The organism is Castellaniella sp. WN (assembly GCF_054457555.1).
The window spans coordinates 556,478-576,623 of the sequence record NZ_JBTKZC010000002.1; the positions used below are offsets into that span (position 1 = coordinate 556,478).

The 20,146-nt window shown below is 69.4% G+C and carries 19 protein-coding genes and 1 riboswitch; of the genes, 5 read left to right on the forward strand and 14 right to left on the reverse strand.

All coding sequences use genetic code 11. The annotated features are described in order from the left end of the window. The first annotated feature begins 120 nt into the window (after window positions 1-120). Window positions 121-2,352 carry an FUSC family protein gene (locus ACTPOE_RS16455; RefSeq protein ID WP_458873295.1) on the forward strand — a complete coding sequence of 744 codons (2,232 nt, stop codon included), beginning with the start codon at window positions 121-123 and terminating at the stop codon, window positions 2,350-2,352. A 34-nt stretch (window positions 2,353-2,386) separates the two neighbouring features. Here the strand turns inward: ACTPOE_RS16455 and ACTPOE_RS16460 are convergent, their stop codons facing one another. From ACTPOE_RS16460 to ACTPOE_RS16500, 9 genes are all read right to left on the reverse strand, one after another. Further along, window positions 2,387-3,706, reverse strand: a complete 1,320-nt coding sequence (locus tag ACTPOE_RS16460; protein ID WP_458873296.1) for a TRAP transporter large permease — start codon at window positions 3,704-3,706, stop codon at window positions 2,387-2,389. Then, window positions 3,703-4,191: a TRAP transporter small permease subunit gene (locus ACTPOE_RS16465; protein ID WP_458873297.1), complete on the reverse strand. Its 489-nt coding sequence runs from the start codon at window positions 4,189-4,191 to the stop codon at window positions 3,703-3,705. The genes ACTPOE_RS16460 and ACTPOE_RS16465 overlap by 4 nt, the downstream gene beginning before the upstream one ends. A gap of 103 nt (window positions 4,192-4,294) precedes the next feature. Next, window positions 4,295-5,290, reverse strand: a complete 996-nt coding sequence (locus ACTPOE_RS16470; protein ID WP_458873298.1) for a TRAP transporter substrate-binding protein — start codon at window positions 5,288-5,290, stop codon at window positions 4,295-4,297. An 87-nt stretch (window positions 5,291-5,377) separates the two neighbouring features. Then, the gene (locus ACTPOE_RS16475; RefSeq protein WP_458873299.1) at window positions 5,378-6,919 is read right to left on the reverse strand and encodes a malonate--CoA ligase; all 1,542 of its coding nucleotides are present in this window, start codon (window positions 6,917-6,919) and stop codon (window positions 5,378-5,380) included. Between the two features lies 1 nt (window position 6,920). Then, window positions 6,921-7,724: an enoyl-CoA hydratase-related protein gene (locus tag ACTPOE_RS16480; RefSeq protein ID WP_458873300.1), complete on the reverse strand. Its 804-nt coding sequence runs from the start codon at window positions 7,722-7,724 to the stop codon at window positions 6,921-6,923. After that, window positions 7,715-9,034 (reverse strand): malonyl-CoA decarboxylase domain-containing protein, encoded by a 1,320-nt coding sequence (locus tag ACTPOE_RS16485; protein ID WP_458873301.1) that lies wholly within the window; start codon window positions 9,032-9,034, stop codon window positions 7,715-7,717. The genes ACTPOE_RS16480 and ACTPOE_RS16485 overlap by 10 nt, the downstream gene beginning before the upstream one ends. Continuing rightward, a complete protein-coding gene (locus ACTPOE_RS16490; protein WP_458873302.1) occupies window positions 9,021-9,743 on the reverse strand; it encodes a GntR family transcriptional regulator in 723 nt (240 codons plus the stop codon). Before ACTPOE_RS16490 ends, ACTPOE_RS16485 begins: the two co-directional genes overlap by 14 nt. 122 nt (window positions 9,744-9,865) lie before the next feature. Further along, on the reverse strand, window positions 9,866-10,639 hold the full coding sequence (yaaA, locus tag ACTPOE_RS16495; RefSeq protein ID WP_458873303.1) for a peroxide stress protein YaaA: 774 nt from the start codon (window positions 10,637-10,639) through the stop codon (window positions 9,866-9,868). 16 nt (window positions 10,640-10,655) lie between these two features. Then, window positions 10,656-11,438 (reverse strand): 3-hydroxybutyrate dehydrogenase, encoded by a 783-nt coding sequence (locus tag ACTPOE_RS16500; protein ID WP_458873304.1) that lies wholly within the window; start codon window positions 11,436-11,438, stop codon window positions 10,656-10,658. Window positions 11,439-11,540: 102 nt separating this feature from the next. Beyond that, a riboswitch (Fluoride riboswitch) is annotated at window positions 11,541-11,608 on the forward strand. 51 nt (window positions 11,609-11,659) lie between these two features. Between ACTPOE_RS16500 and crcB the strand changes: the two genes are divergently transcribed. Both crcB and ACTPOE_RS16510 read left to right on the forward strand, forming a co-directional pair. Further along, the gene (gene crcB, locus ACTPOE_RS16505; protein ID WP_458873305.1) at window positions 11,660-12,046 is read left to right on the forward strand and encodes a fluoride efflux transporter CrcB; all 387 of its coding nucleotides are present in this window, start codon (window positions 11,660-11,662) and stop codon (window positions 12,044-12,046) included. 33 nt (window positions 12,047-12,079) lie between these two features. Beyond that, the gene (locus ACTPOE_RS16510; RefSeq protein ID WP_458873306.1) at window positions 12,080-12,400 is read left to right on the forward strand and encodes a DUF190 domain-containing protein; all 321 of its coding nucleotides are present in this window, start codon (window positions 12,080-12,082) and stop codon (window positions 12,398-12,400) included. Between the two features lie 57 nt (window positions 12,401-12,457). On the opposite strand, the gene ACTPOE_RS16515 is transcribed toward ACTPOE_RS16510, so the two are convergent. Further along, the gene (locus ACTPOE_RS16515; RefSeq protein WP_458873307.1) at window positions 12,458-13,171 is read right to left on the reverse strand and encodes a TerC family protein; all 714 of its coding nucleotides are present in this window, start codon (window positions 13,169-13,171) and stop codon (window positions 12,458-12,460) included. Between the two features lie 363 nt (window positions 13,172-13,534). On the opposite strand from ACTPOE_RS16515, the gene ACTPOE_RS16520 reads away from it, so the two are divergent. Beyond that, on the forward strand, window positions 13,535-14,371 hold the full coding sequence (locus ACTPOE_RS16520) for a universal stress protein (protein ID WP_458873308.1): 837 nt from the start codon (window positions 13,535-13,537) through the stop codon (window positions 14,369-14,371). Between the two features lie 128 nt (window positions 14,372-14,499). Beyond that, window positions 14,500-16,353 (forward strand): ABC transporter ATP-binding protein, encoded by a 1,854-nt coding sequence (locus tag ACTPOE_RS16525; protein ID WP_458873309.1) that lies wholly within the window; start codon window positions 14,500-14,502, stop codon window positions 16,351-16,353. Between the two features lie 50 nt (window positions 16,354-16,403). On the opposite strand, the gene ACTPOE_RS16530 is transcribed toward ACTPOE_RS16525, so the two are convergent. The 4 genes from ACTPOE_RS16530 to ACTPOE_RS16545 all read right to left on the reverse strand — a co-directional run bounded on the left by ACTPOE_RS16530 (window position 16,404) and on the right by ACTPOE_RS16545 (window position 19,999). Then, window positions 16,404-17,153, reverse strand: a complete 750-nt coding sequence (locus ACTPOE_RS16530) for a sulfite exporter TauE/SafE family protein (RefSeq protein ID WP_458873310.1) — start codon at window positions 17,151-17,153, stop codon at window positions 16,404-16,406. A gap of 158 nt (window positions 17,154-17,311) precedes the next feature. After that, a complete protein-coding gene (locus ACTPOE_RS16535) occupies window positions 17,312-18,451 on the reverse strand; it encodes a metallophosphoesterase (RefSeq protein ID WP_458873311.1) in 1,140 nt (379 codons plus the stop codon). Between the two features lie 107 nt (window positions 18,452-18,558). Next, complete coding sequence (locus ACTPOE_RS16540) at window positions 18,559-18,786, reverse strand: hypothetical protein (RefSeq protein ID WP_458873312.1); 228 nt, start codon at window positions 18,784-18,786, stop codon at window positions 18,559-18,561. 1 nt (window position 18,787) lies between these two features. Further along, window positions 18,788-19,999: a S8 family serine peptidase gene (locus tag ACTPOE_RS16545; protein ID WP_458873313.1), complete on the reverse strand. Its 1,212-nt coding sequence runs from the start codon at window positions 19,997-19,999 to the stop codon at window positions 18,788-18,790. Between the last annotated feature and the right edge of the window lie 147 nt (window positions 20,000-20,146).

The following is a 20,146-nucleotide window of genomic DNA, read 5'->3' on the forward strand; positions in this document are numbered from 1 at the left end:
AATCCTCGCCCTCCCGGGTATCGGCCTCATGACCTGCCCCCGCCTGCCGGAGTAACTAGATACTCCGGCCAAGTGTTCTCTATACTTCCGCTCACCACCCCGACACCGGATGCCGGCCGCATGATCCTGTCCACCCCGCAGCTGCAGCGCTTCTTCTACAGCCACCATTTCTTCGGCGGGCTGCGCCAGGCCACGGGCGTGCTGCTGCCGGCCCTGGTGCTGTCCGGGGTCTTCGGCTGGCACGCCGGCGGCTTCGTGGCGGCGGTCGGCGCCGCCTGCGTGGCCATCCTGGACCAGCCCGGAGGCCCCCGGCGCTACGGCATCAACGGCATGTTCGCCGCCCTCTGCCTGGGCTCGGTCACCACGTTCCTGACCGGCCTGGCCTCCAGCCACGTCCTGGCCGTCTGGCTGACCGTGCCCGTCCTGTGCTTCGGCTTCTCGATGCTGACGGTCTACGGCAAGCACGGCGGCCTGCTGGGCTTCGCCTGCCTGCTGATCATGACCCTGACCCTGCGCACGCCGCTGACACCGGCCGACGTGCTGGAGCACACGCTGACCTCGTTCCTGGGCGGGGCCTTCTACCTGCTCTACAGCGCCGCCGCCCACCGGCTGCTGTGGCACCGCGAGGAACAGCAGGTTCTGTCCGTGGCGCTGTTCGCCACGGCCGACTACATTGCCGCGCGGGCCCGCTTCTACGACATCCACCAGGATCTGGACGACAGCTACCGCAAGCTGATCCGCCGCCAGGCGCTCATGACCGAGGCCCACCAGGCCGCCCGCGACATGGTGCTGCGCGAGCAACCGCGCGGCACCGCCTCCCACGCCGACCGCCTGCGCCAGGGGCTGCTGAACCTGTTCGTCGACATGATCAACCTGCTCGACAGCATGGTGGCCACCCACACGGACTATGCCACCCTGCGGCGCGCGCTGCCCGACAGCGACATCCTGCTGTTCGTGCGCGACGCCATGCTCAAGCTCGCCGCCAACGTGGCCGGCCTGGCCCTGAACGTAGCGCGCAACCGCCGCCACCGGGTGCGCAACAGTGTCAAGGCCGAACTGCGCGCCCTGGAGTTCGAGCTGCAGCAGCTGCGCGAGGGCGGCATGCCGCAGTCCGACCCGGAACTCTACGCCCTGCTGGTCCAGGTGCTGCGCCGGCTGCGCAACATGACCCGCCAGGTCGACCGCATGGCGGACCATTCCGTGAACCCGGTCCCGCCGGAAACCGACCCGGCCCGCGCGAGCCAGACTCTGAACCGCTTCCTGACACGGCAGAAATGGCGCGCGGACCTGCTGACGCGCAATCTGAACCCCAAGTCGGCGCATTTCCGCTACGCGCTGCGCGTGGCGGTCGCTGCGCTGCTGGCCATGATGGTGGGCGCCCTGCTGGCCCATGCCCCGCTGGTGAGCGCGCTGGACCCGGGCATGGCGGGCCACGGCTACTGGATCATCCTGACGGTGCTGATCATCATGAAGCCCGGCTTCGCGCTGACCCGCCAGCGCAACGGCTGGCGCCTGACGGGCACGCTGATCGGCTGCGGCCTGTCGCTGCTGCTGTTCGCCCTGGTGCGGAACCCCCTCGCCTACCTGCTCATCCTGGTGGCCTGCAGTATCCTCGGATACAGCCTGGTCCAGGTCAATTACACCCTGTCGGCGGTATTCAACACCCTGTTCGTACTGCTGGTGTTCCATTTCCTGGCGCCGGGGTCCAATGCGGTGGTGGGCGAGCGCCTGGCGGACACCGTGATCGGCAGCATCCTGGCGCTGACCTGCAGCTACATCTTGCCATCCTGGGAACGCAACACCCTGGGCGATCTGGCCCGGGCGCTGCGAGCCGCCAACCAGGCCTTCCTGCAGGCCGGGCTGGACCACGTCCACGCCTGCCGCGCCGCGCGGGCGGCGGGCGCGGAGAACGCCCCGGAATCCGGCGAGGCCGATGTACGCTGGCGGCTGGCCCGCAAGAACGTGCACATCGCCTTCAGCAACTTCGCCTCGGCCTTCTACCGCATGATGGACGAGCCCGTCAGCCGCCAGCGTCACGTGCCCGAACTGAACCGCCTGCTGATCCAGAACCATACGCTGGCCTCGCAGATCGCCGCCGTGATCCCGCACCTGGCCCTGATCGACGACGAACCCGAAGGCATCCGGCAAGCGCTGACGGCCACGCAGGACGCGCTGGCGGGCCGGGAGGCCGCGCCGCCCAACGTCATCGAGACCGAGGGCGACTACGCGACCATCGCCTACCCCCTGCGCCAGATGATCAAGGCCGCGCAGCGCATCGAGGAGGAAATGCGGGCGCTGGAAGCGCCGCCGCGGCGGTCGGCGGCGCGGGCCCGGCCGGCGGCGGCCGGCTGAACCCGGTCCCGGCGGGCGGGGCCGGGCGGCGCGCCTACGTGATCGCCGCCCCCATGATCAGGTCGGGCAGCCAGGTGACGATGCCCGGGAACAGGCACAGAAGCACGATGGCGGCCATCATCACCAGCACGTAGGGCAGCGCTCCCCTCAGGATTTCCTGGGTGGGCACGTCCGGCGCGATCGCGTTCAGGACGAACAGGTTCAACCCCACGGGCGGCGTGATCAGGCCGATCTCCATGTTGATCGTCAGCACCACGGCGAACCAGTAGGGATCGAAGCCCGCCTGGGTGATGATGGGCAGCAGCAGCGGCGCGGCCATGACGATGATCGCCACCGGCGGCAGGAACATCCCCGCCACCAGCAGAAAGACGTTGATCAGCCCCATCAGCAGCCAGCGGTTGATCTCCAGCGCCGCGATCGCCGCCGCCAGGGACTGGGTGATGAACAACGACGACAGGGCGAAGGCGAACAGTTCGGCCGAGGCCATGATCATCATGATCATGACGCTTTCGCGCATCGCCGAGCCGAACACATCGACATAGGTCTTCATGCGGAACAGGCGATAGATCAGGGCGACCACCACCAGCGTCAGCAGCGCGCCGGCTCCGGCGGCCTCGGAGGGGGTGGCCACCCCGCCGTACAGCACGAAGAGCATGCCCAGGATGATCAGCAGCAGGGGCAGCACCTTGGGCAGGGCGGCCAGCTTGTCGCGCCAGGAATAGTTCAGGGTCCCGGCGCCGAAGCGGAAGCCCTTGCGCCGGGCGTCGTACAGAGCCCAGGCCATGAACAGGGCGGTCAGCATGATCCCGGGCAGCACGCCCGCCAGGAACAGCCGGCCGATCGAGGTCTGCGTCGAGATGCCGTAGACGATCATGGTGACCGAGGGCGGGATCAGGATGCCCAGCGTGCCGCCCGCCGCGATCGAACCGGTGGCCACCGAGGCCGGGTAGCCGCGTCCGAGCATCTCGGGAATGCCCATCTTGCCGATGGCCGCGCAGGTGGCCGGGCTGGACCCGGTCATGCCGGAAAAGATCGCGCAGGCGCCGATATTCGACAGCACCAGGCCGCCGGGCACCTTGTGCAACCAGCGGTCCAGGGCCTTGTACAGGTCGCCGCCGGCCGGCGTGCCGGCCACGATGGCCCCCATCAGCACGAACATGGGAATGGCGACATAGCCCAGGTTGGCGATCCCGGCGAACATGGTTTCGGCCAGCACATAGATCACGCCCGGCCCCATGTCCAGGAACAGGCCGGCCACGGCGGCCAGCCCCAGGGCGAAGGCGATGGGCATGCCGGTCGCCAGCATCAGGCACAGGCCCAGGACGATGCAGATTCCCGCCAGGGTGGGCGTCATGACGGCTCTCCCGACAGTTTCATGATTTCGACGACGTACTGCAGGCTCAGCAGGACGAAGCCGAACACCACCGGCGCCAGCGGCATCCACAACGGCACGGCCGCCACGCTGGAGGTCGTCCAGCCACCTTCCAGCGCCTCGAACAGGTGCAGCCCCGTGGCCGCAGTCATCAGGACGCAGAACGCCAGGCCCAGCCAGGCGCCCGCGCGGTCCATCCAGCGGCGGGTCCGGTCGCCCACCAGCATCTGGATGAAATCCACGCCGACGTGCCCCTTGGTCATGAGCACGTAAGGCGCGCCCAGGAAGATCGCCGCCGTGGCGCCGAACACCACGGCCTCGGTCTGCCAGATCGTGGGCGCGCGGAACACGTAGCGCATCAGGATCATCTGGCAGACCACCAGCATCGCGAACACCAGCAGCAAGGCCGACAGCACGCCGCAGGCGCGCGTCAGGCTCTCCACCCAGCGCGTAAAGACTCGATTCATGCGACCTCCCTGTGTGTCGCGCAAGGCGGGGGATGCCGCCGGCATCCCCCGGACGGACCGCGCGCGGACACCGCCGTTCCCCGGCGGCGTCCGCGTCCGGCCGCTACTGGACGGCCAGCGCCTTCCTCAGCAGCTCGTCGCCGCCCGGCACTTTTTCGGAGAACATGCGGTAGGAGGAGTGCTTGGCCACCGCCATCCAGGCCTGATAGTCCTCGGGCGTCATGGTCACGACCTCCACTCCGGCCTTGGCGTAGATGTCGCGCATCTTCTGCTCGCCCTTGCGCGCCTCGCCGGTGAAGTAATCCTCGGCCTTTTTCGCCGCCGCCAGGATGGCCTCGCGCTGCCCGGGCTCCAGGCTGTCGAAGACCTTCTTGGACATCAGAACCGGCTCGTACATGAACCACAGCGCGTTGTCGCCCGGCGCCGTGAGGCATTTGGCCTGCTCGTACAGACGGTAGGAGACGAAGCTGTCGTTGGACGTGTTGGCCGCGTCCAGGACGCCCGTCTGCATGGCCGAATAGACTTCGGACGAAGGCATGGACGAGATCGACGCGCCCGCCGCCGCCAGCATCTGCTCGAAAGCCGGGCCGGCCGCCCGGATGACCTGGCCCTTGATGGTGTCGGGCCCGGTGATGCAGTTCTTCTTGGAGGCGAAGCCGCCCGCCAGCCAGGCATCGGCGATGACCACCGCGCCCTGCTTCTCGACCAGGGCCTTGATGTCCTTCATGAAATTGGACTGGTTCAGGCGCTGGGCGTGGTCGTAGTTGCGCACCAGGCCCGGCATCAGGGTGGCGGAAAACTGCGGCACGCGGCCCGAGGCGTAATCCAGGGGGAAGGCCGCCATGTCCAGCTGTCCACGCGTGAGCGCGCCCCATTGCTCGTTGGCCTTGTACAGCGAAGAACCCGGGAACACCTGGATCTTCAACCCGACGTTGGCCGCCTCGACCTCGCGGGCGATGATCTGCACCATTTCGTCGCGCGGATCGCCCTGCCCGCCCGGGAACTGGTGCGAGGCCCGCAAGGTGGTCTCGGCCAGGGAAGTGCCCGAGCCGACCGCCAGGGCCAGCCCCAGCATGGCGCATAGCATGTGTCGCTTCATAGTTGTCTCCTGATGATTTTTATGCAGGTCGCCGGCCCGGGTCCGGGCGCGGCCATGGCCCCGCCGGGGCCTATCGAACGCCCCTTCTCATTCCAGGTCCGCGTACTGCTGCCGCAGCACGTTCTTCTGGACCTTGCCCATGGCATTGCGCGGCAGCGCATCGATCACATGAATTCTTTTCGGCACCTTGAAATTGGCCAGACCGGACTTCAGGCCCGCCTGGACAGCGGCCGGATCGACGGACGCTCCGGCGCGCGGCACCACCACGGCCACGACGGCTTCGCCGAAATCCGCGTGCGGCACGCCGATCACGGCCGACTCCTGGACGCCGGGCATGGCGTCGATGACCATCTCGATCTCCTTCGGATAGACGTTGTAGCCCCCGGAAATGATCAGATCCTTGCTGCGGCCCACGATGCTCAGATAATCGTCGGGAATGCCCGACCCGCCCAGCATGCCGATGTCGCCGGTGCGGAACCAGCCGTCGGCGGTGAATTCCTCGCGGGTCTTTTCCGGCATGCGCCAGTAGCCGGAGAACACGTTCGGACCGCGCACCTGGACATGGCCCGGCTCGCCGACCGCGACGGGCCGGCCGGCATCGTCCACCACCCGCACGGCCTGGCCGGGCAGCGCCGGCCCCACGGTGCCGGGAATACGCTCGCCGCGCGCCGGATCCCAGGGGTTGGACGTGATCATGCCGGTCTCGCTCATGCCGTAGCGCTCCAGGATGGTCATGCCGGAACGATTCTGGAACTCGCGGAACGTGTCCACCAGCAGCGGCGCGGAGCCTGAGATGAAGAGCCGCATGCTGGCGCAGGTCTCGCGCGTGAAACGAGGGTCGGCCAGCAGGCGGACGTAGTAGGTGGGCACTCCCATCATCAGGGTGCAGCGCGGCAGGTAGCGCAGGGCCTGGTCCACGTCCAGCTTCGGCAGCCAGATCATGCGCGCGCCCGCCAGCATCGCCCCGTGGGACGCCACGAACAGGCCGTGGACGTGGAAGATCGGCAGCATGTGCAGCAGCACGTCGTCGGCGCGCCAGCCCCAGAAGTCCCGCAGGGTGAGCGCGTTGGAAGCCAGGTTGGCGTGCGTCAGCATGGCGCCCTTGCTGCGCCCCGTGGTGCCGGAGGTATACAGGATGGCGGCCAGGTCCCCGGGGGCGCTGCGCGCGGTCTCGAACACCGGGTCCATCGGCGCGGCGGCCTCTGCCAGGGAACCACGGCCGTCGGCGTTCAGGGTCAGCACCTGGACAGCGCCCTTGGCCCGCGCCAGGGGTTCGCACCAGCTTTTCGCACCGTCCCCGCAGACCACCACGGCGGGCTCGGCGTCCCCCAGGAAATAGGCCACCTCGGCCTCGCGGTAGGCCGTGTTCAGCGGCAGGTAGACCAGGCCCGCGCGCAAGGTCGCCAGGTACAGCATCAGAGCCTCGGGGGCTTTCTCGACCTGGACGGCGACGCGCGCGTGCGCCGGGACGCCGAACGAACGCAGCAGCGCGGCCATGCGGCCGCTGATGGCGTCGATGTCCGCCCAGCTGTAGACGCGCTCCGGAGTTTCGATCGCCACGGCGTCCAGGTCGGCGGGAAAGCCGCCCCGCAGCACGTTGTAGAGATTCGCATTCGCGTCGCGTTCCAATTCATTCTCCTGTGAAAGCGGGGTCTGCGCCCTGCAGAAAGGCCTGCACGCCCCGCCGGTGATCGGGCCCGTCGGCGTAAGCGAAGCAGGCGCGCCATTCGGCGTCGCTCAGGGGGGCCGGGTCGCCGGCCAGGCGCGCGGCGGTCGATTTGTTCAGACGCGCGGCCAGCGGGGCGCCCGCGCACAGGCGTGCCACCGTGGCCGCCAGCTCGGTTTCCAGGTCATCGGCCGCCACGACCCGCGTCAGCAGGCCCTTGGCCAGGGCTTCGCCGGCGTCGAACACCCGCCCCTCGAGCAGGATTTCCAGCGTCACGGCGCGTCCCGCCAGTTCCAGCAACCCACGCATCTCGTCGGGCGCCATGGGAAAGCCCAGGCGGTTGATGGGCGCGCCGAAGCGCGCCCCCCGGGCCGCCAGGCGCAGGTCGCAGCGGCTGGCGATCTCCAGTCCGCCGCCCACGCAGACACCTTCGATCGCCGCGACCACCGGATGGATGCAATCCGCCACCGCCCGCAGGGCCGGGGCGATGGTGCGCCGGTGGTACGCCATGACGCCGTCCAGATCGGCTCGTTCGCGGGGAAATTCGCGGATGTCGGCTCCGGCGGCGAAATGCCCGCCCGCGCCGCGCACGACCACGCAGCGCAGGTCGCGGTCGGCCGACAGGCGGCCGAAGGCGTCCGCCAGTTCGCCCCACATGGCGACCGTGATGGCGTTCAGCCGCCCGGGATGGTCGAGCGTGACGGTCGCCACCGCGCCCTCGATACGCGCATGCACGCGCCCCGCGCCGGATCCGGAATTCACAGCCATTGCACCCCCCGGGACGCGCGCGGCTTGCCGGCGGCCAGGCGCGCCCTATTCTCATCGAGTTGCTCGGGTTCGTACAGGTAGTTCACCATCATGCCGCAGGATTGCTCCAGCCCCCGGGCCGAGGCGTCGGCCGCCCAGTTCAGGCGCTCGATGCGGGCCCCGTTGCCCAGATGGAAGCGGGCCACCGGGTCGATCGGCTCGCCGTCGCGCAGCTGCGTCAGGTAGTGCGCCGCCAGCCGTAATCCGCTGCGGCGCACGGCGTCCGGCGCCTCGCCCTGCGCGGCGGTGCGCAGGCGTTCCAGCCAGTGAGCGCCTGCCGCCGCATCGTCGGCCGCGGCCTGACGCTCGGCCTTGTCCTTCAGCAGCGCCTGGATGTCCTCGCCGGACTGGCGGCCCAGCCAGTCGGCGAAGCCGGGGATGGGCGACAGGGTGGCGAAGGACTTGAGCTGCGGCAGTTCGTCCAGCAATTCCTCGATCACCCGTTTCAGCAGGAAATTGCCGAAGCTGATGCCGCGCAGCCCGCGCTGGGTGTTGGAGATCGAATAGAAGATCGCCCAGCGTGCCTTGTCCAGCCCTTCGACCGGCCGCGAGGGGTCGATCAGTGCCCGCACGTTCGCGGCCATCTGCCCGTCGAAGGCGACCTCCACGAAAATCAGCGGCACGTCGCTCATGCGCGGATGGAAGAAGGCGTAGCAGCGCCGGTCGGCGGCCACCCGGCGACGCATATCGTCCCAGGACCGGATCTCGTGGACGGCCTCGTAGCGGATCAGCCTTTCCAGCAACGAGGCGGGCGAATCCCAGTTGATGTGGCGCAGTTCCAGCATGCCGACATCGAACCAGTTCGACAGCAGGGCCGCGAGTTCCTGCTCCAGGACCGACAGCCCGGCGACCTGGTTGCGCCAACGCAGCATGTCCGCGCGCAGTTCCACCATCAGTTCCAGCCGGTCGCTTTGCGCGTACAGGCGGCGGAACAGGCGCGCGCCCCGGTCGCCGCGCGGCTCGATGTCCACCCCGGCGCGCACCAGGCAGGCCAGCAGGGAGCGGCGCTCGTCGGCGTCGGCGGCCCGGTAGCGTTCCGCCCACTGGCGGGCCAGCTGATTGGCGCCGCCGTCGGTCAGGGACGCCTCGTAGAGCGCGCGCAACGCGTCCGGATCGGGCAGGTGGTCGCGCTCCAGCCAGCGGCCCAGGCGCGCCAGCAGGCCGCCGGACCGGGCGACAGCCGGCTCGGCGGCGGAGACGACGGCCCGCTCCCCGGAGGATTCGGCGGGGTCGGCGACGCGGGCGGCCGGCTTCGGATCAGCGACGTTCATGATGGGTCTCCGCGGCCCCGGCCGCATGGAGCGCCGACGGGTCGGCGGCCGGTTCGTCCCTGCGCGCCAGGGCGCGCAGGGCGTCGAGCTGGCGCATCAGATGCTTGCGGGTCACGGCCTCGGCGCCTTCGGGATCGCGCGCCTTCAGGGCGGCGAAGATCGCCAGATGCTCGGCGCAGGATTCGTCGATCCGGCCCGGATAGCTGAGGCTGCGGTGGCGCGACAGGCTGAGCACCTGGCGCAGGTTGTCGATCAGGCCGGACAGCCAGCGGTTGTCGGCCAGATCCTGGATGGCGACGTGGATCCGCGCATTGGCCGCGTAGTAGTCGTCGATCGAGCCCTGCTCCGCGTAGCGGCGCAGGTCGTGGTGCAGCGGCTCGAGCCGCCGCAGGTCGGCGTCCGTGACCTTGTGAGCGGCCTCGAAGGCGCAGCGGCCTTCGAGCATCGCCATCAGGGGAAAGATGTTTTCCAGGTCGCGGCCGGACAGCTCGTTGACGAAACAGCCCCGACGCGGCTCGATGCGCAGCAGGCCCTCGGCCACCAGGACCTTGAGCGCCTCGCGCAGCGGTGTGCGGGAAATGCCCAGCGACGCGGTCAGGCTGACCTCGTCGATCCATTCCCCCGCCCGCAGTTCCCCGGCCTGGATCATGCCGCGCAGGCGATCGGCGACTTCCTGGTAGAGGATCTTCTGGACAATCCTGGCCGCCATCGGGGCCTCCTGCGCAGAACTTGAAAATTAATAATTCATAATTACAGCGACAGCGTGCCATGGACGCCGGCAGCCCGGCAACCCTCGTTATCCCTGAGATTCCCCGCGACGCGCCGGGCCGTTCAGGCCGGACGCCGGAACACCAGCCGGTCGGCCGTGGATTCGCGCGACGCGTAGGCGTAGCCTTCGGACGCGAAATCCCGCAGGCCGGCGACGGCGTCGATGCCGTGGTCGATGACGTGACGCGCCATCAGGCCGCGCGCTCGTTTGGCGTAGAAACTGATGATCTTCCAGGCGCCGTTCTTCTCGTCCTGGAAGACGCATTCGACCACGCGCGCATTCAGCGCCTTGCGGTCCACGGACTTGAAGTATTCGCCCGAAGCCAGGTTCAGCAAGATGCGCTCGCCGGGCAGCGCGTCCAGGCGCCGGTTCAGTTCGCGGGCAATCCGGTCGCCCCACCAGGCGTACAGGGTGGCGCCCCGGGCGGTGCGCAGCCGCGTGCCCATTTCCAGCCGGTGGGGCTGGATCAGGTCCAGCGGCCGCAGCACGCCATACAGCCCGCTGAGGATGGCCAGGTGATCCTGCGCCCAGGTCAGCCGGGCGTCGGACAGCTCCGGCGCGCGCAGGCCCTCGTAGACGTCGCCGTCGAAAGCCAGGACCGCCTGGCGCGCATGGCGGGCGTCGGGCGCGTCCACCCAGGCGGCGTAGCGGTCGGCGTTCAGCCGCGCCAGGGCGTCGGACAGGCCCATCAGGCCCGCCAGGTCGTCCGCGGACAGCGTGCGCAGCGTCCCGATCAGCGCACGCGTCTGCTCGGGGAACACCGGCTGCGACCGCAGGGTCGTGCGCACGGGGGAGTCGTAGTCCAGCTTCTTGGCGGGGGACAGGACCATCAGCATGCGGCGATCCCCTGCTTCAGCGGGCGGTCCAGCCGCCGTCGATGGACAGCGTGGTGCCGGTCATCTGCGCGGCGGCGTCCGAGGCGATGAACACGGCGGCCTGGCCCAGCTGTTCGGGCGTGACGAATTCCAGGGACGGCTGCTTTTCGGCCAGCAGGTCCTTGGCGGCGGCTTCGATGTCCAGCCCCTTTTCCTGAGCCAGGGCCTGGATCTGCTTTTCCACCAGGGGGGTGCGCACCCAGCCCGGGCAGATGGCGTTGCAGGTCACGCCGGTGCCGGCGTTTTCCAGCGCGGTGACCTTGGTCAGGCCCACCACGCCGTGCTTGGCGGCGACGTAGGCCGATTTGTGGACCGAGGCCACCAGGCCGTGCGCCGAGGCGATGTTGATGACGCGGCCGAATTTCTGCTTTTTCATCGCCGGCAGCGCGGCGGCGGTGCAGTGGAACACGGCCGACAGGTTCAGGGCGAGGATGGCGTTCCACTTGTCGACGGGGAAATCCTCGATCAGGGCCGTGTACTGGATGCCGGCGTTGTTGACCAGGATGTCGATGCCGCCCAGCGCCTGAATCGATTGCGCAATGAAGTCGCGCGCGGCCTGGCCGTCCATCAGGTCGGCGTTCAGGTACACGGCCTTGACGCCGAAATCCTTTTCCAGGCCGGCGCGTTCGCGCTCGATGGCGTCGGCGTCGCCGAAGCCATTGATGACCAGATCGGCGCCCTGGCGGGCCAGTTCACGGGCGATGGCCAGGCCGATGCCGCTGGTGGAACCGGTGACGACCGCTTTTTTTCCTTTGAGCATGGATGCACTCCTTCCGCAAGATTCGGGAAAACGACCGGCCCAGTGTAACGCGCAGAGGCTGAACACCGCCTTGCGCGGCCGGGAAAATCGCTGCTAATATTGTCCGCACCTGGAGATGGCATTCCTCCATGAAACCGCCGCGCATCGCGGCTGATGATGCCTACGGCCCCCGGCGCCCCGCCGGGGGCCGTAGGCATTTTTCATTTCTACCCGGAGTCGCCATGCCCTACACACTGCTCGCCATCGCCGCCGGCGCCTCGCTGGGCGCCCTCTTCCGATGGTGGCTGGGCAACGCGCTCAATGCCCTGTTCCCCACCCTGCCGCCCGGCACCCTGGCCGCCAACCTGATCGGCGGCTACGTCATCGGCCTGGCCATCGCCTGGCTCGGCGGGCACCCCGCCCTGCCCCCGCACTGGCGACTGTTCATCATCACCGGCTTCTGCGGCGGGCTGACGACCTTTTCGACGTTTTCCGGAGAACTGGCCACCCTGCTGCAACAGGCGCGCTACGGCTGGATGGCGATCTCCATCGCCGTCCACGTGGGCGGCTCGCTCGCCATGACCCTGCTGGGCATCGCCACCGTCGCCGCCGCGCGCGCGGCGCATTGATCATCGACCGGACCACCCGACGAGGAGCGTTCCATGAAAGGCTACCAACTGACGTTCTACACGCAGCAGGACCGGCGCCACGACGGCGCCTCGATGGCCGAATGGCTGCTCGAACTGGCCAAGGCGCAAGGCGCGCTGGGCGCCACGCTGTTCGCCGCCAACGAAAGCTTCGGCCACCACGGCAGGCTGCATGCCGCGCATTTCTTCGAACTCGCCGACCAGCCCGTGGGCGTCACCGTGGCCGTGGACGAGGCGACCTGCGCACGCCTGCTGGCGGCCGTCCGTACCGAAGCGGCCGACGTCTTCTACGTGAAGATCCCTGTCGAGTACGGCCGCACGGGTTCGGACGCCTGATGCCGGTCCGGACCCGCGCAGGGGGAGGTCCGTCCGGCGCGGGTCCGTCCGGTCCGGTCAACCCGCCGTCCCGGCGGCCTTGGCCGTCTTGCGGCTGGCGAGCCAGCGGCCGAGCGCCATGACCAGCAGCGCGCCAGTGATTTCCACGGCCAGCTTCACGGCCGTGGACGGGGTGCCCAGATGGTCCGCGACGACGACGTCGGTGACGAGCATGCCGCCCGCGATCCAGCCCAGCAGCCCGGCTCCGAAAGTGACCACCAGCGGATAGCGATCGATCAGCTTCAGGACCAGCGTGCTGCCCCAGATGATGATGGGCACGCTGACCAGCAGGCCGAAGACCACCAGGCCGAGCTGGTGATCGGGATCGGCGCCCTGAGCCGCCCCGGCGATGGCAATGACGTTGTCCAGGCTCATGACGAAGTCCGCAATGATGATCGTCTTGACCGCGGCCAGGACCGAGGAGCTCCCGGCGACCTTTTCGTGCCCGCCATCCTCGGGCAGCAGCAGCTTGATGCCGATCCACAACAGCAGCAACGCGCCGACGACCTTCAGGAAGGGGATGTTGAGCAGCGTCAGCGCGAAAGCGATCAGCGCCACCCGCAAAACGATGGCCCCGGCGGTCCCCCACAGGATGCCCTGCATGCGCTGGGCGCGCGGCAGATTGCGGCAGGCCAGGGCGATGACGACGGCGTTATCGCCGCCCAGCAGGATGTCGATCAGGATGATCTGGAAAACGCCCGCCCAATGGAGCGTTTCAAGGAATTCGATCATGGGATCCTCCGGTGATGAATGGTCGATTTTCGGTACGAACCGCCCGGAGGATCAGGCCATTTGCATGGCGGGAAGACGAACCTTGCCCTGGGCGGCAAGGTCTTGCTCGCAACCAGGGCCTGTCCGAAGGACCTGCGGGTTGCCCGGGCACCGGGCGCCGCGCGCGAGCGCGAAACGCCGTCATGACGATGCCGCGGAAAGTGAGCTACTCCCCTTGAGGGCCGAATTATAGACGAATTCCGCCCGTGCGCCGCCTTGCGCCGCGGCGGGCCGGGAACGCGGCCGGACCGCACAGGACGCCAGGCCTGGGATAAGATGGCGGGAACGCAGTACAGATTCCACCACACCACGAGGGAGTTCCGTATGCCGGGCCGCATTGCCATCCACCTGAACGACGATACCGTTTGCGAACGCCGCATGGACATCGGCCTGCGGCTGGCCAAGGAACGCGGGGCGGAAATCGTCGGCGTCTATCCCTCCGCCAGCGTCGCCGGCCTCCAGCAGGACGAGAACATCCTGCCCCAGGACATCCGCTCGACCCTGCGCAAGCGCCGCGACGAACACCGCGAGGCCACCCGCGTCCGGTTCCTCGACGAGGCCCGGGAACGGGGAGTCCGGGCCCATTGGCGTGCGCCCCACGGCGACGCCGAAGACGGCCTAACGCTGCACGCCCGCTATTGCGATCTGCTCATCATGAGCAAGGCCGATCCGACCGACAGCCTGTCGGCGCTGCGGCCCAACCTGCCGGAGGCCGTGGTCATGGCCTCGGGCCGCCCGGTACTGCTCATACCCAATTTCGGCCCCGTCGACACCATCGGCCGGCGCATCCTGTTCTGCTGGGACCAGCGCCGCGAGGCCGCCCGCGCCTTCTCCGACGCGGCGCCACTCCTGCGGGACTGCCAGGCGCTCACCGTCCTGGAAATCGACCGCGACGACAAGCTGATGCACAACCGCGACATTCATGAAGACGACTTTTCCGACTACTGCACCAGCCTGGGCTATCCCAAACCCAGGCACCTGCTGAAAGACAGCAAGGGCTACGGAGTCGGCAACGTCATCCTGAACACCGCCACCGACACCGACGCCGACCTGATCGTCATGGGCGCCTACGGCCACAGCCGCATGCGCCAGTGGATCATGGGCGGCGCCACCAGCACCCTGCTGTCCACCATGACGGTGCCCGTGCTGCTGGCGAACTGATCGCCGGCCTGATTGCCGCGCCGGGCCGCCCCAAGGCAATCAGCGCCCTCCTGGGGGGCAGGGAGCCCGCATGGCGGGCGAACCATGGGGGCTCGCCATGCCGGGCCGCCCACTTTCCGGAGCCTCATTTGCTGCACAGGTTCGAAAGCCTGCTCGATCCATTTCCGCCCGAGGACGCGCCGCTGCCGCCCAAGGGCCTGTTTCCCTTCCTGTGGGCCTGCACGCGCGGCTCGCGCCGCTACATCGCCGCGCTGGCGGCGCTGAGCGCGAGCGTGTCCATCTACGAGGCCTGGCTGTTCGCCTTCCTGGGCCAGGTAGTCGACCTGCTGGCGGCCTGGCAGGCGGGAACGGAGGCCGCCGCGCATGCCCACCGCGTGCTGTGGGGCATCGCCATCGTGCTCGTCGCCAGCATCGGCCTGGTGGCGCTGCGCACCACGATGCAGCACCAGGTGCTGGCGATCAACCTGCCGCTGCGCCTGCGCTGGGACTTCCACCGGCTGATGCTGCGCCAGAGCCTGTCCTTCTTCTCCAACGAGTTCGCGGGCCGGGTCACCACCAAGGTCATGCAGACCGCCCTGGCGGTGCGCGACGTACTGCTGACCTTCAGCGAGATCGTGCTCGGCATTGGCGTGTACTTCTTCACCCTGATCGCGGTCGCGGGCGGCTTCGATTGGCGGCTGATGCTGCCTTTCGTCGGCTGGCTCGCCCTGTACGGACTGGCCATGGCGTATTTCGTGCCGCGCCTGGGCAGGGTCGGGCAGGAACAGGCCCACGCCCGCTCCTCGATGACCGGGCGCGTCACCGACGCCTACGCCAACATCATCACCGTCAAGCTGTTCTCGCACACCCGGCGCGAGGCCCGCTTCGCCCGCGCCGCGATGGAGGACTTCCAGGACACGGGCTACCGCCAGATGCGTCTGGTCAGCCGGTTCGAGATCGTCAACCAGGCGCTGGTGGCGTGCCTGATCCTGTCGGCGGGCGGCTACGCCCTGTGGCTCTGGCAAGGCGGGCACGTCGGCACCGGCGCGGTCGCCGCGGTCACGGCCATGGCTCTGCGGGTCAACGGCATGTCGCACTGGATCATGTGGCAGATGGCCTCGCTCTTCGAGAACATCGGTACCGTGCAGGACGGCATCGCCACCCTGACCCACCCGCCGAAGGTGGTGGACGCACCGGATGCGCGGCCTCTGGAAGTCAGCCGCGGCGAGGTGGTCTTCGAGCGGGTGTCCTTCAACTACAACGGCGAGCGGCAGGTGTTCGACGGGCTCGACCTGGCCGTGCGCGCCGGCGAGAAGATCGGCCTGGTCGGGCGTTCCGGCGCCGGCAAGTCCACGCTGATCAACCTGCTGCTGCGCTTCTACGACGTGGACGGCGGCCGGATCCTCATCGACGGCCAGGACATCGCCCGAGTGACGCAGGACAGCCTGCGCGCCGCCATCGGCATGGTGACACAGGACACCTCGCTGCTGCACCGTTCGATCCGCGACAACATTGTCTACGGGCGCCCCGACGCCAGCGACGAGGACATCCGGGCGGCGGCGGTCCGCGCCCAGGCCGACGAGTTCATCCGGCAACTGGGCGACCCCGGGGGCCGCAAGGGCTACGACACGCTGGTGGGCGAGCGCGGCGTGAAACTGTCGGGCGGCCAGCGCCAACGCATCGCCATCGCCCGCGTCATGCTCAAGAACGCGCCGATCCTGCTGCTGGACGAGGCCACCAGCGCCCTCGATTCGGAGGTCGAGGCGGCCATCCAGGAAAGCCTGGACGAGATCATGCGAGGCAAGACGGTGATCGCGATCGCCCATCGCCTGTCCACCATCGCCGCCATGGACCGGCTCGTCGTCCTGGACGAAGGCCGCATCATCGAACAGGGCAGCCACATGGAGCTGCTGGCGAGGGACGGCGTATACGCGCGCCTGTGGCGCCACCAGAGCGGCGGATTCCTGGCGCAGGAGACTGGCGAGGCCCTCGCGGTATCGTGAAGCCGCGCCGGCGGGGCGCGCACCGCGTCCCTTGCCGGGACAGCGCGGATTCAGCCATACGCCCGCACGAAGAACGCCACGGTGATGCAGGCGGTCAGCAGCAGCGTGCCGGCCCGGACGAGCGGGGCCGGGATGCGCTTGCCAAGCAGCGCGCCGCTGTAGCCGCCCAGGACGGCCGCGATCAGCATGACCAGGGTCTCGCGCCACTGCACCGCGCCGGCCGCGATGAAGATCAGCACCGCCATGGTGTTGGCGGCGGTCACCATCAGGGTGCGCGGCGGATGCATGCTCTTGATGTCGTGCGAACCCAGCAGGCCCCACACCGCCATCATCATAATGCCGACCGCGCCCCCGAAATAGCCGCCATAGACACCCAGCCCGAACTGCAGGACCAGCACCGCGGCCGGGCGCACGCGCCAGCGCGCGCGCATCCATTCTCCGACACGGCGCCCGAACCCCAGGGCGAAGGCTGCGACCAGCAGCAGCCAGGGCAGCACGACGTCGAAGGCCCGCGTGGAGGTATGCAACAACAGGAAGGCGCCCGCGACGCCGCCCAGCAGCGTCACTGCCAGCAGCGGCCGCAGGGCCACGTCGCCTACCCCGGTCAGCCCGTCGCGATAGGCCCAGGCGCTGGCCATGCCCCCGGGATACAGCGCGACGGTGCTGGACGTATTGGCCAGCACCGGCGGCACGCCGGCGGCGATCAGGGCGGGCAGGCTGACGAACGAGCCGCCGCCGGCCAGGGCGTTCATGGCGCCGGCCGCCACACCCGCGCCCGCGACCAGGATCAGGGAATCCATCGGGCGAAAGCGCAACGATCGGGAGAGGCGGCAAGGGGCATGGGGAGGTCTCCGGGACGAGCCGCCGCGCTCGTCCCGGACGGAATGCCGGTGCGATCGGCGCGACTCCATTCCGCCAGAGTACTACTGTTCGCTCCCACCGCCCCGCAAGCCCGCCGCTACCGGCTTCCGGAGCGCAGCACGATCCGGGTGATTTCGGACGGCCGTCCCAGGCGGATCGCCAGTCCGTTCCACAGGCCCGTGCCGTTGCTGACGTACAGCCGCATGGCGCCGACCCGGTACAGCCCGGAGACGAAGCCCTCATTGACCCACTGCGTCAGCAGGTGCGGTCCGAGGATCTGCCCGCCATGCGTGTGCCCGGACAGTTGCAGCGCCACCCCGGCCTGCGCGTGCCGCACCGCCCCTCCCGGGCGGTGGGCCAGCAGGATCACCGGCGCATCCGGCGGCGCCCCCCTCAGCGCCGCGTCCAGGTCGGGGCGCGGCTGGCCGAACGACGCCGCCTGGCGGTCCGTGATCCCCGCCACCGTCAGCGCCGCGTCGCCGCGCCGGATGACGACGTGGGCATTCTCCAGCATGTCCAGGCCCAGTGCCCGGTAGGCGGCCATCCAGCGCCGGTAGTCGGCGTAGTACTCGTGGTTTCCGGGGATCGCCAGAACGCCGTCGCGCGCCCGCAGGTCGCGCAAGGGACGCACGTCGGCCTCCCGGGCCTCGGGCAAGCCATCGGCCAGGTCGCCCGTGATCACGACCAGATCGGCATCCAGGGCATTGGTCTTCGCCACCACGGCGGCCACCCAGGATCCGGGCAGCAGGCGGCTCGCGTGCAGGTCGGTCAGCTGCACGACGCGGTAGCCGTCGAAGGCCGGCGGCAGACCGGGCAAGGCCAGTTCCACGGTCTTGACACCGGGCACCCGGACCGCCTGCCAGGTGCCGATGGCCGACAGGGCCAGCGCCAGCGCCCCCAGCGACAGATGCAGCGCCCGCCCGCCCATGACGGCATTTCCCGCCCCGCGCGAAATCATGAACGCCAGCACCCCCGCCACGTCGCGCAGCACCAGGAGCATCGCCAGCAGCAGGAATGCGCCAAAGGCCCAGGCCAGGCCGATGAGAACGCCCTGAGGCAGTTCCGGAGAGGCCAGCGAGCCGAAGAACTGGCTGGTGAACCAGTGATACTGGGCCACCAGGAAGGTCACGGCCGCCAGGACGACCCGTGTGCGGGTTCCATACGGCAGGGGCCAGACGAAGCGCCCCAGCACGTACAGCCAGATGGCGCCGGTAATGAACGGCAGCAGGGTACCCATGGATCGAAACGGACACGGTGAAAGGCGTCATCTTAACAACAACGCTTCCCCGTCCGGTCCCGGCCGGGCCTTCCGAATCCGCGGACGCATGCGGCGCGGGGACGTATTCAGGCGTTCCCGAAGGTCCGGTTGATGCGCTCCGGCTCCACGGCCGACACGCCCTCGACCTCCGCAACGGCGGCGAGCAGTTCTTCCTCGACGCTGCCGACGATGACGCCGACCGCGACGAGCTCCCGCTCCACCGCCAGCCCCGCCTGCCGGCAATGTTCCACGACCAGGGGATAGCGGTCGCGCCAGGCGTCGCGCACCAGGACCGTCAGGCGGATCCGGGCCATGTCATGTCCCCGACGGCACCCGCGCCAGGCCGGCGCCCACGTCGCGCGCGGGATCCCGCAGCGCCTGGGCGGACTGCGCCAGCCGCTCGCCCAGGCGGGCGGCCCGGGCCGAAGGATCGGCCTGCGCATGCAGCGCGGCCACGCCCGCCACGAACGGTGTGGCCATGCTGGTGCCGCTGATGCTGCGATGCAGTTCCGGCGCGGGCCAGGCCGACAGGATGTCGACGCCCGGAGCAGCGACATTCACCTCGCCACCGTCGCCTTCCAGACCCGCGCAGGAAAACGGCGCCACACGCAGGTTCGAGTCCACGGCGGCCACGGCCAGGATCGAAGGGCAGTTGGCTGGATGGCCGACCGGCGCGACGGATTCCGGGCGGCGGCTCTCGTTGCCCGCCGCCGCCATGATGAGCGTGCCGGCCGCCAACGCGCGCCGGGCGACTTCCTCGAACACGGCCGAATGGCCCTGCCCCGGCTCCACCGGGCTGCCCAGCGACATGGAGACGATGTGGCAGCCGTGCTCGACAGCCCAGTCGATGCCTTCCAGGATGCCGCCGTCGCCGCCGCTGCCCTCGTCGCCCAGGACCTTGCCCACGTACAGCTCCGCCTCGCCGGCCACACCGTAGCGAGGCTGCGAAGCGGGCGCCGCCGGGCCGGCCGCGATGCCCGCGCAATGCGTGCCGTGGCCGTTGCCGTCCTGGACGGGCTGGCCGTCCACGAAGGAATGCGACACGATGGCGCGACCGGCGAAATCCGGATGGAACAGATCCAGGCCGGTATCCAGCACCGCGATGCGGATGCCCTTGCCCGTATAGGGCGAAGCATCCGCGCCGACCGCATGCACGCCCCAGGTCGCGTCGGACCCGGCTTGCCCGTGCCCGACCTGCCCGCGCGCGGGGGCCGGCACGCGATACCCGGCGGCGATGGCGTAGACGGTGCGCTCGGGCTCGATGGCCAGGATGGCGCTGCTCCCGGACGCCGCCGCGTCGGCCAGGCGCTGCCGGGTCTGCGCGGTGCAGTGCACGCGTGCGGCGCCGATGCGATCGAAGACCAGGGCGCAAGGGGCTCGGCGCGCGGCGGCCGTGCCGCTCGAACGACTGATCACGGAAACCTGGGCCAGTTCGGCGAGCACCCGGACGCCCTCCGCGGGATCATCCGTGCGCAACAGGACGAGATAGCGCTGCATCGCCTGGACCGTGGACTGTGTGCTGGGCATGTCATCCTCGCTGTCTGCTTACGGGATGCCCCACCTTAGCACGCCGCGCGCCGCCGGCCCGACGCCGGAAACGCGTTTTTTCAACATGACAGATCCTGCCATGGCCCCATCCTCCGCACCGCCCACCGGGCATGAACGCCGGATGAA

Bases quoted from the DNA above. Each gene is read 5' to 3' on its own strand.
- ACTPOE_RS16455 (WP_458873295.1), top strand. From the start codon at position 121: ATGATCCTGTCCACCCCGCAGCTGCAGCGCTTCTTCTACAGCCACCAT.
- ACTPOE_RS16460 (WP_458873296.1), bottom strand. From the start codon at position 3,706: ATGACGCCCACCCTGGCGGGAATCTGCATCGTCCTGGGCCTGTGCCTG.
- ACTPOE_RS16465 (WP_458873297.1), bottom strand. From the start codon at position 4,191: ATGAATCGAGTCTTTACGCGCTGGGTGGAGAGCCTGACGCGCGCCTGC.
- ACTPOE_RS16470 (WP_458873298.1), bottom strand. From the start codon at position 5,290: ATGAAGCGACACATGCTATGCGCCATGCTGGGGCTGGCCCTGGCGGTC.
- ACTPOE_RS16480 (WP_458873300.1), bottom strand. From the start codon at position 7,724: ATGGCTGTGAATTCCGGATCCGGCGCGGGGCGCGTGCATGCGCGTATC.
- ACTPOE_RS16485 (WP_458873301.1), bottom strand. From the start codon at position 9,034: ATGAACGTCGCTGATCCGAAGCCGGCCGCCCGCGTCGCCGACCCCGCC.
- ACTPOE_RS16490 (WP_458873302.1), bottom strand. From the start codon at position 9,743: ATGGCGGCCAGGATTGTCCAGAAGATCCTCTACCAGGAAGTCGCCGAT.
- yaaA (WP_458873303.1), bottom strand. From the start codon at position 10,639: ATGCTGATGGTCCTGTCCCCCGCCAAGAAGCTGGACTACGACTCCCCC.
- ACTPOE_RS16500 (WP_458873304.1), bottom strand. From the start codon at position 11,438: ATGCTCAAAGGAAAAAAAGCGGTCGTCACCGGTTCCACCAGCGGCATC.
- crcB (WP_458873305.1), top strand. From the start codon at position 11,660: ATGCCCTACACACTGCTCGCCATCGCCGCCGGCGCCTCGCTGGGCGCC.
- ACTPOE_RS16510 (WP_458873306.1), top strand. From the start codon at position 12,080: ATGAAAGGCTACCAACTGACGTTCTACACGCAGCAGGACCGGCGCCAC.
- ACTPOE_RS16515 (WP_458873307.1), bottom strand. From the start codon at position 13,171: ATGATCGAATTCCTTGAAACGCTCCATTGGGCGGGCGTTTTCCAGATC.
- ACTPOE_RS16520 (WP_458873308.1), top strand. From the start codon at position 13,535: ATGCCGGGCCGCATTGCCATCCACCTGAACGACGATACCGTTTGCGAA.
- ACTPOE_RS16530 (WP_458873310.1), bottom strand. From the start codon at position 17,153: ATGGATTCCCTGATCCTGGTCGCGGGCGCGGGTGTGGCGGCCGGCGCC.
- ACTPOE_RS16535 (WP_458873311.1), bottom strand. From the start codon at position 18,451: ATGGGTACCCTGCTGCCGTTCATTACCGGCGCCATCTGGCTGTACGTG.
- ACTPOE_RS16540 (WP_458873312.1), bottom strand. From the start codon at position 18,786: ATGGCCCGGATCCGCCTGACGGTCCTGGTGCGCGACGCCTGGCGCGAC.
- ACTPOE_RS16545 (WP_458873313.1), bottom strand. From the start codon at position 19,999: ATGCCCAGCACACAGTCCACGGTCCAGGCGATGCAGCGCTATCTCGTC.